The following is a 19,178-nucleotide window of genomic DNA, read 5'->3' on the forward strand; positions in this document are numbered from 1 at the left end:
AGATAATCTAAGCGGAATGGAGTATGCGGCATGAGCGCAAAGACCAATTATTACAAGATCGGCGTTTTCGTTATTGTCGGATTTATCATCGTGGTCATAGGCATCATAGTATTCGGTGCCGGTAAGTTCTTTCGAGCCAAGGTTACCATAGAGACGTATTTTAATCAGTCTGTCCAGGGATTGGATGTCGGCGCTCCGCTAAAGTTCCAGGGGGTTCAGATCGGTAACGTCAGTGAGATTTCCTTCGTGTTTAACTATTACAACACCGAGTATGATTACGTGCTGGTCCGGGCAGAGATTTATCCGGAGCTTGTTGGTCCCAGATTAAGCCGGGGTGGGATATTACCGGAATTGGAGCGAAAGGACCTGCTTAAGGCAATGATCGACAAAGGATTACGACTGGAGCTGGCCTCTCAAGGGGTCACCGGGGTAGCCTTTCTCAACATGCTTTACCTAGACCCTAAGCGGTATACTCCCCTTAAGATAGACTGGGAACCGGATTATTTCTACGTGCCCTCTGCCCCGGGCACTATTACCCTTATTACCCAGGCAGTAGAAAACCTGACGCAAACAATCCAAAGCATAGACATAAAGGGAATTGCGGATAAGGTTGACCTACTTCTCGTCAATACTAATAAAGTAGTAGAAGACGCGCAGGTTGCCGCCGTCTCTCAGGATATAAGGAGGCTGGTGGCATCGCTAGAGAATAACTCAAAGAGGTTAGACGCAATAATGGAGAGCGAAGAGGTTCAACAAAGCTTGAAGGATGCTTCAAAAGCCCTTCAGAATATCAATGTCGCATCCCAGGAATTGCCAAGAACGATTGCAGAGTTTAATAGGGGCTTAAGTTCCCTAAACACATTTACTGCCAGCCAGCAACAAGAAATAGAGATAATACTCGATGAAATAAGAAGGGTTTCTGAAAATTTAAGCGAGCTAATGGATACGGCCAGGAAATATCCATCCTGGGTACTATTCGGCAATCCCCCGCCGCGCTTGGATGAGGTGAGCAAATGATGAAAGGATATCCGGTTTTCCCGCTGTTTATAGTAGTAATTCTGGGCTTGTCCGCTTGTGCCAAACTGCAAAGGAGCTATCCAGAGAGGAATTATTACATTCTGAGCGTTGCCGATAATAATAATCCGAATAAGCAGGCGGTGTACGGAGCCACGCTGGAAGTGGACAGACTGCAGATATCACCGAGCTTTTCGGGTAGGGAGTTTGTCTATCGAAAAGGTGAGCTGAGCTACGAATCGGATTTTTATAACCAGTTCTTCCGGGCACCGGTACTCCTAATCACGGATGAAGTCATTAAATACCTATCCCGGTCTGGCCCATTCCAGCACGTGGTGGACTCAACCGCCAATTTGAATACTGATTTTACACTCCAGGGTAACGTAAGCGAGTTGTATGGTGATTTCAGGACCCGGAGTGCACCGAAAGCAGTTTTGGCTATACAGTTTTTTCTCATAGACGACCGACCGGCCAACCCGGTGATAGTTTTTCAAAATAATTACCGCCGGGAAATCGCGCTAAGTTCTAATTCTCCTTCCATCCTGGTGGAAGGGTGGAACGAGGCTCTTGAGCAAATCCTGGCCGCTCTTCAAGAGGATTTGAGAAAGGTCAGTATTAGTGGAGTGAGCAACCGCTGAGCCGGGATTAAGACTTTCCGGCACACTTTTTACTAGCCTGAAGACCGGTCTTTTCCGGACTCCTTTCGGAGTTGACGGTGAAAAAGTTCCATGGATACTAGCCTGGCAATAAGTATCACCGGAAAAAGCTGACCAACTAGTGCTTCAAGAACCGCCAAGGAACGGGCAATAGGATTCGCCGCTGTTATATCCCCATAGCCGACGGTGGTTAGCGTGGCAAAACTGAAGTATAAAAGCTTCGGCGGAGGGATCTCGTTGTTCAGGACCGACATGGGCGAGCCTTCCGCCACGAAAGATTGAGGCCGCAATAGCTCGACCAGGTCATAAGCATATGCCCACATTAAGCCGAGAAGCAGATAAACGACTACTGCTCCCATGATTCTGTGCATCGTTACCGGACCCTCACGGAGCACCTGTATCAGCACTACCACTGCGAGCACCCCCATGAATAACATAGACATTAAGTTATCCAGGATCACTAGCTTCTCAAAAGGTAACAGAATACGCATCCAGCGAACCAGGAAGGAGGCCAAAGCGAATGCAACGGCCAGGAAGGTGATGAATTGATATTTGACTACTGACATCACACCGGTAATGAGTATGAGCGAGAATATAATCTCTGAGATAAGGAATGCACGAAGCTCTCCGGCATGGTGTAACGGGGTGATGATAAATATGGATATAAATAACAATACTAGAAGAACGGTCAGGCTTAGGTCGGTTTCCCAAAAGTGCTTGATTGGGTGGGTCAGCTTCTTCACGGTTTGTTGAGCTTTTTTAACCATAGACCCTTAATATATATAATCTTGTGCCAATTGTCTGTAATCAAGAGCCATTCGCTAGCCTGAGAATACCACGTATCGTTTTGTTTTTTATATGCCATTTTATTTATCCCGCCCCGATTCTTTTTGGTAGATCTGAAGGGACACAAGTCTAGCAATCAAGATTGCGGGAAAAAGCTGACCCATTAGGCCTTCAAACATCACCAGGGCACGCGCAAATGGATTTATGGCCGTGATGTCGCCATAGCCGATTGTCGTGAGTGTTACAAAGCTAAAGTATATGAGACTCGCTGTGAGTTGATGAATTAGGGGTACATAGGGTAGGCCATTAATGTCAAAAGAGTTTGGTGAATATAACTCAATCAACAGATATGATTGAGCCCAGATAAGGCCAAACAGCATATAAGCGACAATGGCACCCCTGATACGGTGCGCGGTAATCGGACCCTCACGAAAGACATGAAAGAGCACTACAAATTCAAATAGACCTAGAAATATGAGTGATACTAAAGTATCGATAAAATCTAGAAGCGTAGCCTGAGATTTTAATAAGTAGTGATGGAGCACAAAAATAAGCAGTATAAATGCGATTGCTGGTATCTTAATAAATGACCTATCAGTAACGGCTGTGACGCCGGAGATTAAAACAAGAGTAAAAAATAAAGATATAACAAAACCTCCGAATGCGCCGAGAGTGGAAAATGGATATAGTATTAACAAGTAGACAACCATCACAGCGAGCAGAACAGTAAGCCCTCTATCATCGGTAGACCAAAATCTAGAGAATAATCTATGCACCTTATTCTCTCCCTAGAGATACTGCTCTTTACTTGGCACAGATAATATGAGAATGAAACTATTAAAGCATTATTCGATTGGTATTGGAGTTAATTTTGTAGTTTCTGCGAACTATCACTCAGCTTTTCCGCCTCCACCACCCAGCCTCCGCCTAGAGTTTTGTACAAACCCACAAGGTTTAGGAAGTGCTTGCCTTGTGTTTGTGCTTGTGCAAGCTGGGCATCAAAGAGTTGTCTCTGAGCATCGAGTACGTTTAGGTATTCCACCAATCCCTCGTCATACTGGAGTTCGGCCAGACGAAGGTAATCCTTCAATACGGCTACCTGCCTGGCCTGTATTCCTAACTCTGCATCAGAATTTTTATATCCTACGAGTGCATCATTAACCTCTTTAAGCGCGTTAAGTATTGTCTGTTCGTAGTTGAAGAGCGCCTGTTCCTTGTGTGCTTCGGCTCCCTTAACCTTGTATATTATTCTTCCTCCCTCGAAGAGCGGCTGGGCAAGGACGCCGCCAAAATGGTAGAAAAGCGAGGAGTGATCGAAAAAATTATCAAGCTCCGGCGTTTCAAAACCAAGGAGGGCGGCAAGGTTGATTTTTGGGAAATACTCGGCCTTTGCCTCGCCGATTCTTGCATTTGCTGCAATAAGCTGATTCTCGGCTTGTAGAATATCAGGACGTTGCTCGAGCAAATCCGAGGGTTGTCCAGAAGGAATGTTAGGCAATGACAGCTCATCAATTGTACGACCCCTTTCTATGGCACCGGGATTTTTTCCCAATAATACGCTCAACAGATTCTCTTTCTGGGCAATCTGAGTTTCCAGTTGTGGAATCACCACAGCAGCAGACTCAACCTGCGACTGTGCTTGCCGGACTTCCAATTCCGACACAATTCCACCTTTGAATTGAAGCTCAATAAGACGGAGGGATTCCTCGAAGGACTTAAGTGTTTGACGGGCGATATCGAGTCGTTTATCAAGATCTAACAAGTCAATGTACGTGCTAGCTACGGAGGTAACAAGGGTTAGAATAACGGTACGCTGGGCTTCTTCCTGGCTCAAAAGCTCGGCGCGGGCAGCCTCAGTTGCCCTTCGTATACGTCCCCATATATCCAGTTCATAGGAAAGGTTAAAGGCGATGACAAAGGCATTGAAATTTCGGTCAACGCCTTCAGAACTGGGGAGAAAGCTACTCGAAGACCTTATCCTGCCTGCCGCACCTGCTGCATCTAACTGGGGGAAAAGCTCAGAGCGGGTAATGCCCAGCCGGGCGTAGTATTCTTGAACCACTGCTATGGCTATCTTGAGGTCTTTGTTTTGCTCAAGCGAAGTTTGTATGTACTTGCTTAAAACCGGGTCATTGAACTGTTCCCACCAGGAAACGTTGGCAACTTCATTAGCCTTCTCGACTGATAAACGCCAGCCTTGTGGAACATCCAAATCCGGTCGGCTGTAATTCGGCCCAAGCATGCAGGCTGAGAGCATCAAAGCAAAGATTATTGGGAGAATAAGAAATTTGAGCATCATTTAGACTTTTTCCTCTTTTGGGTTTACGGTCTGTGCCACCCCATCGCCGTGTACCGGCTCTGCAGTTGTGACCTTCTTCTCTTTACCGAAAAAACGCTCGCTGAAGTTCTCTACAAGGAAGAAGAATAGCGGCACGAAGAATACTGCCAGTAACGTGGCCGAGGTCATGCCGCCCATAACCCCTGTACCGATCGAGTGGCGGCTGTTGGCTCCTGCTCCGCTGGCAATGACCAGGGGCACCATACCAAGAATGAAGCATAGCGAGGTCATCACGATCGGCCTAAGCCTGAGCCGCGCCGCTTCTGCTGCCGCATCTAAGAAAGAAAGCCCTTCCCGGCGTTTTAGCACCGCAAACTCGACGATTAAAATTGCATTCTTCGCAGACAAACCGACCAGTGTAACCAGGCCGATCTGGAAATAGACGTCGTTGTCGAGCCCTCGAAGCCAGACGGCCAGCAGTGCACCGAAAATGCCAGTCGGTACGGCCAGGGTCACACTCAAAGGCAGAGACCAGCTCTCATACTGGGCTGAAAGGATGAGAAACACCAATATAAGACCGAATATAAAAGCGAGCGATGAAGTCCCGCCACTCTGTTTCTCCTCGAATGCCTCTCCGCTCCAGGCAAACGTAAAGCCCTCAGGCAGTACTTCGCGGGCAACTTCTTCCATGGTTGCTATCGCTTGTCCTGAGCTATAACCGGGTGCAGCGCTGCCGGTGATCTTCGCTGAAGGAAAGCCATTAAACCGGGAAACCAGGTCAGGCCCGGTAGTATAGCGGGTCTTAACTACCGCTGAAAGCGGCATCATATCTCCCTGACTTGTGCGCACGTAAATCTGTCCAATGTCCTCCGGGCGTACCCGGTATCGAGACTCTGCCTGCAAAATGACCTGGAACACCTGGCTATACTTGTCAAATTGACTCACATAGAGCGAGCCGTAGAGCGTCTGCATGGCGTCATACACATCCTTAATGGGCACTCCGAGCGCTTGAGTCTTTTGCCTGTCAACCTCGAGGAAAAGCTTTTGACTGGTAGAGTGGATAGTACTGGCCAGTCCTACTAGCTCCGGGCGTTGGCTGGCCTTCCCTATAAACTCGCGCGTAACTTTATCCACCTCGGAGTAGCCTCCGCTGCCCCGATACTGGACCCAAAACTCAAAGCCACCAGTTACACCAAGACCGGGTATTGACGGTGGGTTCATGGGAAAAACTTGAGCATCCTTAATCGCTGCAAGCTCTGGGAAGACCTCCTGGATTATCGCAGGAGCCTGCATGGACTTTTCCTCACGCTCTTCATAGTCCTTGAGTGAGATAAAAAGCGTTGCCGCATTTGTTTTCAATTGAGAATCAAGCAAGCTATATCCATTTGGGACGGCGACCGAATAGACGGCAGGATTCTTAAGAAAAATGTCGGTTGCTTGTTTGCCCACCTTCTCCGTTCGGTCTAGGCTTGCCGCATCGGGCAAGTAGGCTACACCAAACAAGTAACCTTGGTCTTCAGCGGGCACGAAGCTCGTCGGGATGGTGCGGAAAAGACTATATATCCCCACCACCATAATACCGAACAGAATCAGGGCCAAGGTTGCCCGTTTAATCACGGAACGGACTGCGTTGGTATAGTGGTGTGTCATACGGTCGAACCAGTCGTTAAACCACTTGAAGAATCTTCCTAAGAAGCCTTTTTTATCACCGTGCTGCGGTTTAAGGATGATAGCCGCAAGCGCCGGCGTGAGCGTCAGTGCCACAAATCCGGATATAGCCATGGATATTGCAATCGTGACGGCGAACTGTTTGTAAAGCTGTCCGGTGATACCGCCAAGGAACGCTGTCGGAATGAAAACAGCACCAAGCACAAGGACAATGGCGATAACCGGACCGGTGACCTCCTCCATGGCACGCCGGGTAGCCTGGCGTGGCTCCAGGTGGAACTCATGCATGTTACGCTCGACGTTCTCGACGACTACGATTGCATCATCTACCACAAGACCAATCGCCAGGACCATACCGAATAACGTCAGCATATTGATGGAGAAGCCCAACGCATACATGCCGATGAACGTACCCACTATTGAGACCACGATGGCGATACAGGGTATGACCGTTGCCCTGAAGCTCTGGAGAAAAAGGAAGACGACCAGCACCACAAGAACTACCGCTTCCATTAGAGTATGGAACACCTCGTCTATTGACGCCTTAATGAACTTGGTGGCGTCCAGCGCAATCTGATAGTCCAGTCCGGGCGGGAAGTCCTTTTTCAGTTCTTCCAGAGTCTGCCTAACCTGCTTTGAAACATCGAGGGCATTGGCGTCTGCCTGCTGGTAGACTGCTATCAGCGCCGCCTGTTTATTGTCGTATCTGGAGCGTAGCGAGTAACTCTGCATGCCGAGCTCTGCGTGCCCCACGTCTTTTATTCGTACTACCGCTGCGCCCGTGTAATCGGTGCGCAGGATGATATTCTCGAACTCGGAGGGGTCAGACATCCGCCCCTGCGCTATGATAGGGAAGCTAAGCTCTACCGGGTTAGATGTGGGTGATTGGCCGATCTGTCCGGTAGAATACTGCTCGTTCTGGGCTTTTACTGCCTCGGCAATATCGGTGGCGGTAATCTTTAGCTGTGCCATACGGTCCGGCTTCAACCATAGACGCATTGCATAAAAAGGAACGCCAAAGATCTGAGAGAGGTTTGCACCAGGGATACGTTTAAAGGCATCCAGGACATAGAGATTGGCATAGTTGGTTAGATAGGCTTGGTCGTATGTGCCGTCGGGAGAAACCAGAGCGATTACCATGAGAAAGGAGTTTGTGCGCGGTTGCACCTGTATGCCCTGCGCCTGTACCGAGGTAGGTAGCTGAGCCATTGCCCATTGAACCCGGTTCTGCACGTTGACCTGGGCGATGTCCGGGTCGGTATCTATGCCAAAAAACACCGATAGGGTGTAATTGCCCGTGGAAGAACTGGTCGAGTACATATAGATCATGTCTTCGGTGCCGTTTACCTGGTACTCTATCGGGGCGGCGACCGCATTGGATACGTCCTCAGCGTCCGCACCGGGGTAGGTTGCCGTCACCTGGATCTGAACCGGGGTGATGTTGGGATACTGCGCTATAGGTAATGTCAGCGCTGAAACAAGTCCGGCCAGTACAATTATAATCGAAATCACCGCCGCTAAAATCGGTCTATCAATAAATATCCCGGAAAACATCCATACGCCTCCTTAATCTATTATTACTGTCCCGCTTGCGAAGAGGGATCTGCGCCCTGGGCCCCCGCAGTACTCTGCTGAGCAATCTTTACCGGCGCACCTTCTCTGAGCTTATTGGTTCCGGTTACGACCACTTCTTCTCCCCTTTTCAGCCCCGACGTGATGAACCAGCCATCGGCGCCCTGCCATTCGCCGACCTCGACGTTACGAAGCTCCGCTTTGCCGTCTTTTACCACATACACTGCATGTCCTTTTGCTGTTTGCACCACCGCTTGTTGCGGCACGACAATGGCATTTGGACGGGTGGCTCCGATCAACTGTACCTGCACAAACTGTCCCGGACGCAAAAGACCATATGGGCTAGCTGGCATAGGCGGGTTAGCCAGCACAGCCCGGACGAGGAAGGTTCCGGTTTGCTGACTAAACAACGGCGCGGCAAACGTCACACGGCCCTTTTCCGGAAAGATCGAACCGTCCGCCAGCACCAGTTGCACCTGGAAATCGTCCTTCGGTGGGAAGTTTAAATACCCTTTGATAATCTGGTCTCGATACTTAAACAGGTCGTTTTCTGAAACACTGAAGTAGACCCACATCGGGTCGGGAACGGATATAGTCGTAAGCAGGCTGTCCGGTCCGGGTGATACCAATGCGCCTTCTCGCTGAGTGGCGAAGTCAGAAAGCCCGGTAACCGGAGAAGTGATTGTGGTATAACCCAGGTTGACCTCGGCATCCATGAGTTTCCCCTTGGCTGATTGTACGGACGCCTCCGCTTCTAGAAGGGCTGCCTCGGCATTATCTCGGGTTCTTTGACTCACTGCATTTTGTTTATAAAGGGGTTCTATACGGGCATACTCGCGCTTAGCCCTGGTAAGATTTGCCTTTGCCGCAGCAAGCTCCCCTTTTGCCTCCTCGACTTTAGCCTGGAATGGGCGTGGGTCAAGTTGAAACAATAGGTCGCCTTTTTTGACCAGAGAACCTTCTTTATAGGCTATTTTATCTATATAACCCTCGACCCGGGCCCTAATCTCGACGATGTGGGAGCTCTGGGTTTGCCCCACGTACTCAATCGTCACCGGCACGGTTTTAGGCTCGGCCTTGATGACCGTAACCTCGACGGCGGAAGCCTGAGACCCTTCTTTCTTCTCCCCGTGGCAGGAGTATAAGAGCGAAATGAGAAGGAAGAAAAAGATAAATCCGTGTAATTTACAAAGCGAGAAAACCGTACCTAATAAGCCCAATCCGATTCTAATGCTATTCACATTCCCTCCTCACGAGACTCACATATTTTATTAGCTTAGAGTCCATCTTTTTTATTTTTTTTAATCCAATCTTTTTCCTTTTATTTTTTTGATTTGTTATATTACCCGTTCCCCATCAATATATACATTTTGTGAACTTTCCTGCTCTATTCTCCGTTTAAGAGAGTTCTCCTAAAAACAGGTTTATCCCGGCATGAAATAGAACATGAGCGCTATAATAACATATACAGTGATAAGCTGAACTCCTTTATACCAGTTGGCGTGGCCGTCCCCAGAAACCACTGCGCCGATGAGGACAGCGAGAAAAAGCGTCCCGATCTCCATCCTTCCGAAAGAGAGGGTCAAGGGATTTGGAGCTACTACATAGCTCATCAGGACCAATACGGGTGCTACGAATAGCGCGATCTGGATGCAGCTCCCGAGTAGTATCCCCACGGAGAGGTCCATCTTGTCTTTCCTGGCAGTGACAATGGCTGACCCGCTTTCCGCCGCACCACCCACGATTGCAAGAAAGACAAGACCGATAAACGTCTGGGACATGCCCAAAGCTTTCCCTGTCCCCTCAGCCGCGCCAACAAGAATCTCACTCATCAAGGCGGCTAGCACCGAGGCGGCTAAAAGGCTCCCGACGGCCCTGGGTATCCCCCATTGCCGGCCTTCGCTGTGGTGTTCTTCATTATGGCCGGCGCTGGAGAAAACATCGGGGTGGGTCTTCAGCATAAACAAGAGATAGAGGCCGTAGGCAACGAGTAGAGCTATCGACAGCCCTAGATTCAAAAGGTGCTCCTGCCGCACGGTGTCCTGAGAAGAGAAAAACCGGCTGAAGGCGCTCGGCGCCGCTAAGCTGATGACGGCCAGAAGCATCATCGAGCTATAAAGTCGCATCGCCGATGCGTTATATTCCTGTACGTGGTGACGTAAGCCTCCAAGAAGGAACGACACCCCCTGGGCAAGTAGGAGATTCGCAAGGATTGCTCCGATAAGTGCCGCCAGAACCATGTCAAACAATCCGGCCTTCAGCGCAACAATAGTGATGATCAGCTCAGGGGCATTCCCGAAAGTGGCGTTGAGAAGCCCGCCTATGGCATCACCAGTACGTGCGGCAATCTGTTCTGTAGCCTTTACGATTAGACTGGCTATGGGGAGGATCGCTAGTGCTGCAGAGAAAAAAATAAACGGAGCCGGAATATGCCCTGCATGTTCGAGCACAAGAGTCACCGGAATAAAAACGAGCAACCAGTTGAGGGTAGGTTTTTTTAGTGATAGATGCGTGAGCCCGTGATTTGCCGATTTCTCCATTGTTTGTTCCTTTGTTCTTTTCTTTCCTGTTCCGCTATTCCATTGCTTCAGTTCTCATTCTTCAGCCATACTTGCTAATTCAGCAAAAATACGCTTGAAGTTCTCCGGAAATTCGCTGACAGCTTTGTTCACATATTGTTCAAGTTGTTTAGCATCAATGACCCCGCTATCTATCAAGAGTTTCTCCAGAGCTTGGGCTCTCAGTAGATTGGTCACGGTATTAAATGCCAAATCAAAAGCAAATTTCCCCCGGGCTTCGGATTCAAATAGATTTATTAGCAAGCTAACCAGCTTCTCATGTCTTTGGTCAACGCTACCCATAACTTACCCTCCTTACATTTAATATTTTTACATCTACTTCGTAACGAATCCTGCAGTTCTTTTTGCACGAGCAACCAGTGCCGTCACCGCCGTGGCACCCACCTCTATCTCGTCAAATGTCAGGTTTGGTACTTTAGTTTCCAAAGGCATTTACTTAATCCTTTCAATGTTAACTTGACCCCGGCCCCAGTTCTGTCTGATTTTCCGCTCTACTTAATTCCGCAACGGTTCTCTTAATTACTAATGTAAGCGGTATTGCCAGTATTACCCCGATCGGTCCTAAGACCCAGTTCCAGAAGAGCAGCGAAAGAAAGATGAGGAGTATAGATATATCCAGTCCCTGTTTCATCAGCTTGGGTTTGATCACGTTGTCGCAGACGTTATTTATGACTATGAAACCGACGGCAACTATAATGGCTTTAGTCCAGCCAAACTCTAAAAACGCCAAAAGAAAAGGCGGGATAAGAGATAATATGCCTCCGACGGCGGGAATAAAACTAAATAGAAAAGATAGAACTGCCCAGAGCAATGCAAAGTCAACTCCCAATATAACAAGAAGGATTAAGTTCCCGCAGGCGGTAAGAAAGCCAACCAAAGCGGTAATTGATACAAACTTTCTGATGTCTTTTCTGACCTCTAATCTCCGTGCGTTAATTATTCTCTGAGTATACCGGCCCTCCTGCAATTTCTTCTCAAGATTAGTAATCTCTATTACCATTAAAGCTATCAATATTAAGAGGAATATAGAGTTGCCGATCATTTTAAGCACCGTGCCGAGAAAGGAGCCGACCGTCCTGATTATGGCCCTGGAATCGAATTCGGTGGAAGAGAACAGCTCCGAGGGGTCGATTTTTATGCGTATGAGAATATCCTTCACACTCTCCTTTAAACCGGTTAATTGGGACTCATAGGTGGGCAAGGTTTGAATCAACTTTGACAGGGAGGCTCCGACTAACGTGGTAATAGCCATACCGCCTATAATTAAAACTATAATGGTTATGGATAGAGCCAGCGAATGCTTAAGCCCCTTTCTCTCCATCCAATCAACGATTGGGACGATACTGTTTGCCAGAAGCGCTGCAAAAAAAACAAAACCGACTATTGATGCTGCTGCATGCATACCCGCGATTATGATAACGATGCATGCAGCGCCTACGAGCATCCTAAGAGGAGGGTTCATTCTTCAGATACCTCTAAAATAGAGATTTTTATTATGCCGCTATAGTGATAGAGCCCGGCTTCTTCATCATCGACGAAGTTAACGTGTTCACATTCAAGGAAAAGCTTCCAGCCTCGATACCTGGGAGTTCAGGTTTTAATCTTTCAGAACCAGACATTTTGTCCTTTCTTTCATCACACAGCTTCGATTTAAGCTATGGGTTTTATCGAACCCTTCTTGTTGATGCTTTCATCTTTTTCGGTGGAATAGGGCGAACTCCCTTCTCGACTGAGCCTATCTTGAAATCCGGTGCGGGTGAACCCAGAACCTTGCCGATTTTTTCCAGTATGGCCCTTTGCTTTTGGTTGAGTTCAAAATCCGCTTTAACCCTTTCCAGAATCGAAAGCATCTTCTCCTTGTCTCCATGATTAGCAAGCAACACAGGCAGTGACTCTAAGGCGCGCTTGGGTTCGAACTCTACGATAACCACCTGCTCGTTTCTGATCCTCCGCCGTTCGTCTTCTGACATCTTTGACACTACCTCGTCAGAGCGTATAAATTTATCAGCAAGCTCCAATCTGTGAAGTGGAATCGCTTCGGCTCCCGTGCCCACAAGCACTGCGATTCTTGCTAGTGCTTCGGGGTAACCACCTTTATCTATCACGGAGAGAGCCTCCTTCACGAAGGGTAATTCTCGCGGGTCTACCTTAGCTTCGACCCCTTCTTCCCATTTAGTTCCTGTTACACCGAGAGCGACCATGCTGCCGTAAATTTGGAAGAAAAGGGATTCTTGTGAAGCGTCACGCAGGTCCCTGAGCAGGTCAAGCCATGCGCTTACCGCCTTCGAACCCATCTTCTCGAACATCTTGTACGGGTTTTCGGGGTAAGAAGGTTTACGCGAGTTTTTGACAAATGGGGTTATCACCGCTAATGGCCACATGGCCGGATTCAAATCGCTGAACGCCCAGCACTGCCAGCGCAAAGGGTTGAATACCCGGCCAAGCTGGGCAGTAGTCTCATTGACCATGGGACGAATGAATGGACGGGCAAAGAGGGTATAGGCTTTTTCATTAAGTTGAGATACCTCTTCAACCACTTCAAACGGTTTTTCGTCTTTACGCTCCAATTTGTTTGCACGGCGTAAGTCTTCCAGCCTTTTTTCCTCTAGGGTAACCTCATAACGTATTCCTTCTTTACCATTAACCTCGTGAATGCGCATCAGGTATAAACCGGGACGAAGCCTTTCTATATACTGAAGTACTTCGACGATCTGAGAATGTTCTTTTTTTGCTACCCGGCCGGACACAAAGATTCCCAGGTGTCCAACCTCCTCCTGAATCAGCGCCACGATTACCTGTCCATTGGCTTTGATTTCTTGAGTGCTAGTGTACACGTCCGCAATCCAGTTTAATGCCTGTTGCGGCGGCGTGATGTTGTCACCTTTAGAGGAAAATACTATGATCGGGGAGCGAATGGACTTTAAATCGAAGAAGGAATGAGACCCGGCTTTCACCTCGCCGCGGGCCAATTTGTTGCCGATGAAGAGATTATCCACTATCCAGTGGATTTCTTCTTCGTTCATGAGAGAATAACCATGCCACCATTTTTCAAATTCGAGAAAGCGCGGGGGCTCTGTGTCTACATTTTCAAAAAGATGATAATACTTGTCCCAGAATGTATTCGCCAGGTTTAGATTCTCGAAGTTCTGCACCAAATTCGCACCGTCGAACTTTCCGTTGCCCAGGTCACTGGCCAGAAGAGCCATCCATGTACCACCCAAGAGTCCTCCGGCATAGCGCATGGGGTTTTCACTTTCACCCCCGCTCCAGCTCCCGCTCCAGTATGACAGCGGTGCCCCGTTAATGACGACCGGCCCGACTATGTCGGGGCGCGATGCGGCCACCATCATCGTAGCCCAGCCGCCCTGACAGTTGCCGTAAATAACCGGTTTTGGGCTATTGGGATGTCGGTCGTGTACGACTTTCACGAACTCAATTTGCACATTGGATACGTCGAGCATAGTCTGGTCAGGCATCGGCTCGGGGAAAAAGCTCACCAGGTAAACAGGATGCCCTTCCTTGAGAGCAACACCGACCTCGGAATCCTTTTTGAAACCGCCTATTCCGGGACCATGCCCGGCGCGCGGGTCGATGATGATGAAGGGACGTTTGTTGTCGTCAACTTTGATTCCTTTCGGCGGAATTATTCTTAGAAGCGCAAAGTTTACCGGCTTCTTGAACTCACGCCCGTCTACGATTGTTTCGTAATCAAAAACAAGTACCGGCGGTTTTCCGGCGCGCTCATGTTCCATGAAAATGTTGCCCCGCTGGCGCATGGTGTCCCAGAAGAGGACGGAACGCTGGATGGAATCCGTTACGTAAGATAACCATGCTTGCCAGGGATTCTGGTCTTCAGTGTCTCCAGGATGAGCATTGACAGCGCCGTCTGGTTTGAGATTGTCTTGAACGGCTTCTTCCATCTTGGCCATAAAGGCCTTCTGTGCGTCAAAAACCCTCTTAAAGTATAGTTCGCCTACTTTTGCCATTAGATTGTAGAAACCAGTAAATTTTTTGGTTTGTTCTTTAACGTCGTCCATCTTAACCTCCAAATCAAGATATTATTTCCCTCCAGGCCTTCCATGCGACCTGCCAATTTTGCATAAAAATAGTCCACGCAAAGGAAACCGTTACCAATGCAACGCCGTCGACGGATTTCAGGCTGTCAAGAAGTCTCGTGATTCTATCCTTCCGCTCCGCCGATACCGACGCTTTCCATCTGCCAAGAAAGAACCAAACAAAAGGGTTTGGGGTTCTAATTAGCTTAAATTCGTCTAGAAGTGCACGAACTGCTTTACCAACTTCTTCTTCATTCGGTCCTTCCATGTCAAGGCTTGTGACAAACAGGCAGATAGGTTCGAGGTCATCCACGTTCTTATTAATAATCCCCAGGAACATGCTGCACCTCCGACATGTTTGCTTAATCTCCTTTCTTTAAAAGCATCTGCTTTGTGTGCGTAGCAATCATTAACTCTTCGTTAGTCGGTATTACCCAGGCAGAAATCCGGCTATTTTCCTTGCTTATTTGTGGGCCGCCCGTTTCGTTTGCTTTCTCGTCAAAGTCAAGACCAAGCCATTTAGCGTCTCGACAAACCCTGGCTCGGATAATAGCCGAGTTTTCACCTATACCCCCGGTGAATACGATCCCATCAATTCCGCCCAGGGCGGCGAGAGAGCCAAGTTCCCTATCGATTCGATAAACGAAGAGGTCAACCGCCTCTTGAGCGCGCGGGTCCTTGCTTGCCAGCAGTGCCCGCATGTCGCTGGAGATGCCCGAGACGCCCAACAATCCGGATTGATTGTAAATGAGATTTTCTATGGATTGAGCATCCATACCGTGCTGATTCATCAAATAAAGCAGTATGCCCGGGTCAATTGCCCCACAGCGTGTTCCCATCGGTAAACCGCCGACCGCGGTAAAACCCATCGTACTTGATATGCTCCTGCCATTCCGCATTGCGCACATACTGGCCCCGTTGCCCAGATGTGCTACGACAGCGCGGCCAGCGGCCAGTTCCTCGTCGTACTTGGGTAAGACCGAAGAGATGTATTCGTAGGATAGGCCGTGAAAACCGTACCGTCTTACTCCTTCGTCGGTGTACTTGCGCGGTATTGCGTATATCTGCTCGATAGCCGGTTGAGTTCGGTGAAACGACGTATCAAAGCAAGCAACCTGGGGGAGTTCCGGTACCCTTTGCATTATAGCCTTTATCGCCGCCAGGTTGTGAGGTTGATGGAGGGGTGCGAGGGGTTCGAGTCTTTCCAATGCTGAGATGACATGGTTATCTATCACCACTGGTTTTGTGAATTCAAGCCCTCCATGAACTACCCGATGTCCAGCGGCGGCAATACCGTGCCCTTCGAGCACGCCGGTTCTTCCCCATTTAAACAGAAACTCGACGGCCCCTCCGTGCCCAAGATTCGTCCCCGAAGGCCAGTCTTCCTCTCCGACAATATCACCTGAATCAGCGCGTGCTACGAAATGGGGCTTGGTCAAAATGCCCTCAATCTGGCCTCGAAGAAGCAGCTTGAGACTGTCTTTAAGGAATACCGAGAATTTAAGACTGGACGAACCAGCGTTGAGTACGAGTATCGAATCGGACATTTTCTTTTACCTCACGGGGAGTTTTCCGGTTCTTCGGGCATGGGCGACAAGAGCCATTACCGCCGTGGAGGCCAGTCTTGACCGTACCGAATCGGCCCGGCTGGTCAGCACTATGGGCACGCGTGTGCCCAGTACGATCCCGGCGCTTTCTGCCCCGGCAAGATAGGACAACTGTTTTGCCAGCATATTCCCAGATTCCAGGTCCGGCACCAGCAGTATGTCCGCAACACCGGTCACCGGCGACACTATGTGCTTAGTCTTGGCCGCCTCCTCGCTCACGGCATTGTCAAACGCCAACGGCCCATCCAGTATCCCCCCGGTAATCTGCCCCCGGTCGGCCATCTTGCACAATGCCGCCGCCTCTATGGTCGACTCTATCTTCGGATTCACCGTCTCCACCGCCGATAGTATGGCCACCTTGGGCTCCTCTATCCCCAGCGCATGCGCCAGGTCTATGGCGTTTTGCACTATGTCCACCTTCTCCTCCAGCTTGGGATAGATGTTTATCGCCGCATCGGTGATCAACAACATACGGGGGTACGATGGGACGTCCATGACAAACACATGGCTGATCCTCCTCGAAGTCCTTAGGCCGGTGGCAGACGGCACGACCGGTGCCAGGAGTTCATCGGTGTGGAGACTGCCCTTCATCAACGCCTCCACCTCTCCCGCTCTGGCCAGCTCCACCGCTTTCTCTGCGGCGGCATGACTGTGCAGTGTAGGGACTATTCTGTATGGACTAAGGTCAACCCCCTCAGCCTCGGCCACACCACGTATCCTATCCTCAGGGCCGACCAGCACCGGCTCTATAATTCCCCTCTTTGCCGCCTCGACCGGCCCGAGGAGGGAGTTCTTATCGCAGGGGTGCACGACCGCACATACTACCGGCGGTATCTCCTCGCAAGCTTTGAAGAGTTTGATGAATGCGTCTCCCCTTCGAAGCACCAGTTGAGGCGGGGCTACTTCGCTGTAACTTATCTTCTTTGTCGGGGCGGACACGGTTACCGTCCCGGAGACCAGTTCCTGGCCGTCCTGGTTGACACAGCGGCAATCAAACAAGACCAGGGCATTCTTTTTTCGCTTCTCCTTGGCGGTAACGGTGGCGGTGAGTTTATCTCCGACTGCGATTGTTCCGTCGAAGCGCAGGTCCTGCTCGATTATCTTCATCCCCGGACCAGGCAACTTCGTGCCTAATGCGGCAGACACCAGTGCTTCGGCACCGACTCCCTGCGTCGCATTTGCGTCAGATTGGACCTCGAAATCATCCTCACTCTTTATATGAAAGGGATTTGCGTCTCCCGATACCAGGGCAAGGACTTCAATGTCGGTCTTGGATAATATGCGTGTGAGTGTCGCTGTTGCCCCTATCTCTATTTCCTCGAAAGTTGTGTTACTCATCTTGGCCATGTATGTCCTCTTTCCTAATTGAAGTTAAATGCTTTCCTCTGAAGATTCTTTCCAACGGTCCTTCGGGGAGCCAATGCTCTTAAGCCTCTTTTCCATTTCTTTGACTGCTTCTGTCTGGTGTTTATCGATCGGTCGGTGGAACCCCTCGCGATGCAAGACCCACAAGGATACGACGACGTTTCTTCTATCTTCGTCCCGGTCATCCCCGGGGATGTAGAAAAAGATGCTGTTATGTCGTTTAGTCTCGAATCGGACCTCGGGGTTCTCTTTAGGTATAATCCATTGGGCAACTCGGTCAAGGCTGTCGAATATCTCTGAGGTCTTACCTTTGTCGGAAACTTTCTGGCGTGTTCCGACAAGGGCTAAGACGAAGCCGTTTTTTACCTTATCCCCTTTCTCATTCGTATTAATCATCTCTTGGACTATCCAATAAACTTTGTGTTTCTTCACAATTTGTTTTAGCTGAGAAATTTCTTTGTTGCTGTCAATTAGCTGGTCAATCTTCGGTTCTAATTCTTCCGGCATAGGTTAAGACCTCCTCTTAACTTCGGTATTTCGCATTAAACTCGTATGTAAAATCATCCTTACCTCATTGCTTAAAGTTAATCGATTATGTGGTACCCACCGTCAACGTATATAGTCTCACCGGTTATCAACTTCCCTGCTTCAGTTGCCAATGCCGCGGTTGCATTCCCTACATCATCTATTGAGGCGAGTGCTTTGGCCGGGGCCTTCACGGTTGCTATGCTTAGAAGCTCATCGAAGTGTGAAAGGCCGGATGCTGCGCGCGTCTGGATGGGCCCGGGAGAAATTGCGTTAACCCGGATCTTCGGGCCTAGTTCTGCCGCCAGGTATCTTACGGTAGCTTCCAGGGCTGCCTTTATCGGCCCCATGAGGTTGTAATGTTCCACGACCATGTGCGCGCCATAGTAGCTCATGGTAAATAGGGTTCCGCCTTCCTTCATTAGGGATTCGGACAGCCGGGCCATTCGTATGAAGGAATGGCAAGAGACATCCACTGCGGTGAGAAATCCTTCAAGGGATGAGTCAACCAGCCTTCCTTGCAGGTCACCCTTTGGGGCAAAGGCTATTGAATGGAGTGCGATGTCGAGTTTGCCCCATTTTCGACCAATTTCAGTAAAAACTTTTTCCAGGTCTCCCTCTTTTCTCACGTCGCATGGCATGAAAATAGATGCCTCAAGCTCCTTTGCCAGAGGCTCGACGTAGGGTTTAGCCTTGTCGTTAAAATAAGTAATCGCTAAATCGGCTCCGAGGGATTTGAAGGCCTTTGCGCAGCCGTAGGCAATAGAATCTTCGTTTGCAATGCCAATCACCAGGGCTTTTTTATCCTTCAGCATGAATTTTTCTATGTGCAACGTTGTTGGCTCTCCTAATTCTCATTGTTTTATTCAAGCTTGTGTGTGAACATGACAAAGAGGTTTACGCTAAGAATAAAGTAGGCAATTTTCTAATCAAAAAGTTTTTCAAATATGTTGGGCAATTAGGATGCCAAATATAAATTACGGATAAAGGCCAGATAACCAGTAGATAACATTAATGTTTTTGTGTGCTAAGCCTGACCAAGTTAGTGAGAAGAGGTCAAAGACGCCCGATAT

16 protein-coding genes are annotated in these 19,178 nt (G+C 49.1%); 2 read left to right on the forward strand and 14 right to left on the reverse strand.

The features are described 5' to 3' along the window. Positions 1-30: 30 nt before the first annotated feature. Both VNN20_00725 and VNN20_00730 read left to right on the forward strand, forming a co-directional pair. The gene (locus VNN20_00725; GenBank protein ID HWP90710.1) at positions 31-1,017 is read left to right on the forward strand and encodes an MlaD family protein; all 987 of its coding nucleotides are present in this window, start codon (positions 31-33) and stop codon (positions 1,015-1,017) included. Further along, on the forward strand, positions 1,014-1,652 hold the full coding sequence (locus VNN20_00730) for a hypothetical protein (protein ID HWP90711.1): 639 nt from the start codon (positions 1,014-1,016) through the stop codon (positions 1,650-1,652). Before VNN20_00725 ends, VNN20_00730 begins: the two co-directional genes overlap by 4 nt. A gap of 32 nt (positions 1,653-1,684) precedes the next feature. On the opposite strand, the gene VNN20_00735 is transcribed toward VNN20_00730, so the two are convergent. From VNN20_00735 to fabI, 14 genes are all read right to left on the reverse strand, one after another. Beyond that, on the reverse strand, positions 1,685-2,437 hold the full coding sequence (locus tag VNN20_00735; protein ID HWP90712.1) for a potassium channel family protein: 753 nt from the start codon (positions 2,435-2,437) through the stop codon (positions 1,685-1,687). Between the two features lie 99 nt (positions 2,438-2,536). Further along, a complete protein-coding gene (locus VNN20_00740; GenBank protein HWP90713.1) occupies positions 2,537-3,232 on the reverse strand; it encodes an ion channel in 696 nt (231 codons plus the stop codon). 89 nt (positions 3,233-3,321) lie between these two features. Continuing rightward, positions 3,322-4,755: an efflux transporter outer membrane subunit gene (locus tag VNN20_00745; GenBank protein HWP90714.1), complete on the reverse strand. Its 1,434-nt coding sequence runs from the start codon at positions 4,753-4,755 to the stop codon at positions 3,322-3,324. Then, complete coding sequence (locus VNN20_00750; protein ID HWP90715.1) at positions 4,756-7,956, reverse strand: multidrug efflux RND transporter permease subunit; 3,201 nt, start codon at positions 7,954-7,956, stop codon at positions 4,756-4,758. 23 nt (positions 7,957-7,979) lie between these two features. Beyond that, positions 7,980-9,215 carry an efflux RND transporter periplasmic adaptor subunit gene (locus VNN20_00755; protein HWP90716.1) on the reverse strand — a complete coding sequence of 412 codons (1,236 nt, stop codon included), beginning with the start codon at positions 9,213-9,215 and terminating at the stop codon, positions 7,980-7,982. A 183-nt stretch (positions 9,216-9,398) separates the two neighbouring features. After that, positions 9,399-10,514 (reverse strand): calcium/proton exchanger, encoded by a 1,116-nt coding sequence (cax, locus tag VNN20_00760; protein ID HWP90717.1) that lies wholly within the window; start codon positions 10,512-10,514, stop codon positions 9,399-9,401. A 54-nt stretch (positions 10,515-10,568) separates the two neighbouring features. Then, positions 10,569-10,835 (reverse strand): hypothetical protein, encoded by a 267-nt coding sequence (locus VNN20_00765; protein HWP90718.1) that lies wholly within the window; start codon positions 10,833-10,835, stop codon positions 10,569-10,571. A 169-nt stretch (positions 10,836-11,004) separates the two neighbouring features. Next, the gene (locus tag VNN20_00770; protein ID HWP90719.1) at positions 11,005-12,015 is read right to left on the reverse strand and encodes an AI-2E family transporter; all 1,011 of its coding nucleotides are present in this window, start codon (positions 12,013-12,015) and stop codon (positions 11,005-11,007) included. A 202-nt stretch (positions 12,016-12,217) separates the two neighbouring features. Continuing rightward, positions 12,218-14,590, reverse strand: coding sequence for a DUF3141 domain-containing protein (locus VNN20_00775; GenBank protein ID HWP90720.1), 2,373 nt, complete (start codon positions 14,588-14,590; stop codon positions 12,218-12,220). 13 nt (positions 14,591-14,603) lie between these two features. Next, a complete protein-coding gene (locus VNN20_00780) occupies positions 14,604-14,948 on the reverse strand; it encodes a hypothetical protein (GenBank protein ID HWP90721.1) in 345 nt (114 codons plus the stop codon). 22 nt (positions 14,949-14,970) lie between these two features. Beyond that, positions 14,971-16,155: an acetate/propionate family kinase gene (locus VNN20_00785; protein ID HWP90722.1), complete on the reverse strand. Its 1,185-nt coding sequence runs from the start codon at positions 16,153-16,155 to the stop codon at positions 14,971-14,973. Between the two features lie 6 nt (positions 16,156-16,161). Continuing rightward, positions 16,162-17,562 (reverse strand): bifunctional enoyl-CoA hydratase/phosphate acetyltransferase, encoded by a 1,401-nt coding sequence (locus VNN20_00790; protein ID HWP90723.1) that lies wholly within the window; start codon positions 17,560-17,562, stop codon positions 16,162-16,164. Positions 17,563-17,586: 24 nt separating this feature from the next. After that, positions 17,587-18,087 (reverse strand): hypothetical protein, encoded by a 501-nt coding sequence (locus VNN20_00795; protein HWP90724.1) that lies wholly within the window; start codon positions 18,085-18,087, stop codon positions 17,587-17,589. A gap of 77 nt (positions 18,088-18,164) precedes the next feature. Continuing rightward, positions 18,165-18,920, reverse strand: coding sequence for an enoyl-ACP reductase FabI (gene fabI, locus VNN20_00800; protein ID HWP90725.1), 756 nt, complete (start codon positions 18,918-18,920; stop codon positions 18,165-18,167). Positions 18,921-19,178: the final 258 nt, after the last annotated feature.

This window comes from Thermodesulfobacteriota bacterium (assembly GCA_035559815.1).
In the GTDB taxonomy this organism is placed as follows: Bacteria; Desulfobacterota_D; UBA1144; order Nemesobacterales; family CSP1-2; genus DATMAT01.

Excerpts from the sequence above, each read along its gene's own strand:
- VNN20_00725 (HWP90710.1), top strand. The coding sequence starts at position 31 with ATGAGCGCAAAGACCAATTATTACAAGATCGGCGTTTTCGTTATTGTC.
- VNN20_00730 (HWP90711.1), top strand. The coding sequence starts at position 1,014 with ATGATGAAAGGATATCCGGTTTTCCCGCTGTTTATAGTAGTAATTCTG.
- VNN20_00735 (HWP90712.1), bottom strand. The coding sequence starts at position 2,437 with ATGGTTAAAAAAGCTCAACAAACCGTGAAGAAGCTGACCCACCCAATC.
- VNN20_00745 (HWP90714.1), bottom strand. The coding sequence starts at position 4,755 with ATGATGCTCAAATTTCTTATTCTCCCAATAATCTTTGCTTTGATGCTC.
- VNN20_00750 (HWP90715.1), bottom strand. The coding sequence starts at position 7,956 with ATGTTTTCCGGGATATTTATTGATAGACCGATTTTAGCGGCGGTGATT.
- cax (HWP90717.1), bottom strand. The coding sequence starts at position 10,514 with ATGGAGAAATCGGCAAATCACGGGCTCACGCATCTATCACTAAAAAAA.
- VNN20_00765 (HWP90718.1), bottom strand. The coding sequence starts at position 10,835 with ATGGGTAGCGTTGACCAAAGACATGAGAAGCTGGTTAGCTTGCTAATA.
- VNN20_00770 (HWP90719.1), bottom strand. The coding sequence starts at position 12,015 with ATGAACCCTCCTCTTAGGATGCTCGTAGGCGCTGCATGCATCGTTATC.
- VNN20_00775 (HWP90720.1), bottom strand. The coding sequence starts at position 14,590 with ATGGACGACGTTAAAGAACAAACCAAAAAATTTACTGGTTTCTACAAT.
- VNN20_00780 (HWP90721.1), bottom strand. The coding sequence starts at position 14,948 with ATGTTCCTGGGGATTATTAATAAGAACGTGGATGACCTCGAACCTATC.
- VNN20_00785 (HWP90722.1), bottom strand. The coding sequence starts at position 16,155 with ATGTCCGATTCGATACTCGTACTCAACGCTGGTTCGTCCAGTCTTAAA.
- VNN20_00790 (HWP90723.1), bottom strand. The coding sequence starts at position 17,562 with ATGGCCAAGATGAGTAACACAACTTTCGAGGAAATAGAGATAGGGGCA.
- VNN20_00795 (HWP90724.1), bottom strand. The coding sequence starts at position 18,087 with ATGCCGGAAGAATTAGAACCGAAGATTGACCAGCTAATTGACAGCAAC.
- fabI (HWP90725.1), bottom strand. The coding sequence starts at position 18,920 with ATGCTGAAGGATAAAAAAGCCCTGGTGATTGGCATTGCAAACGAAGAT.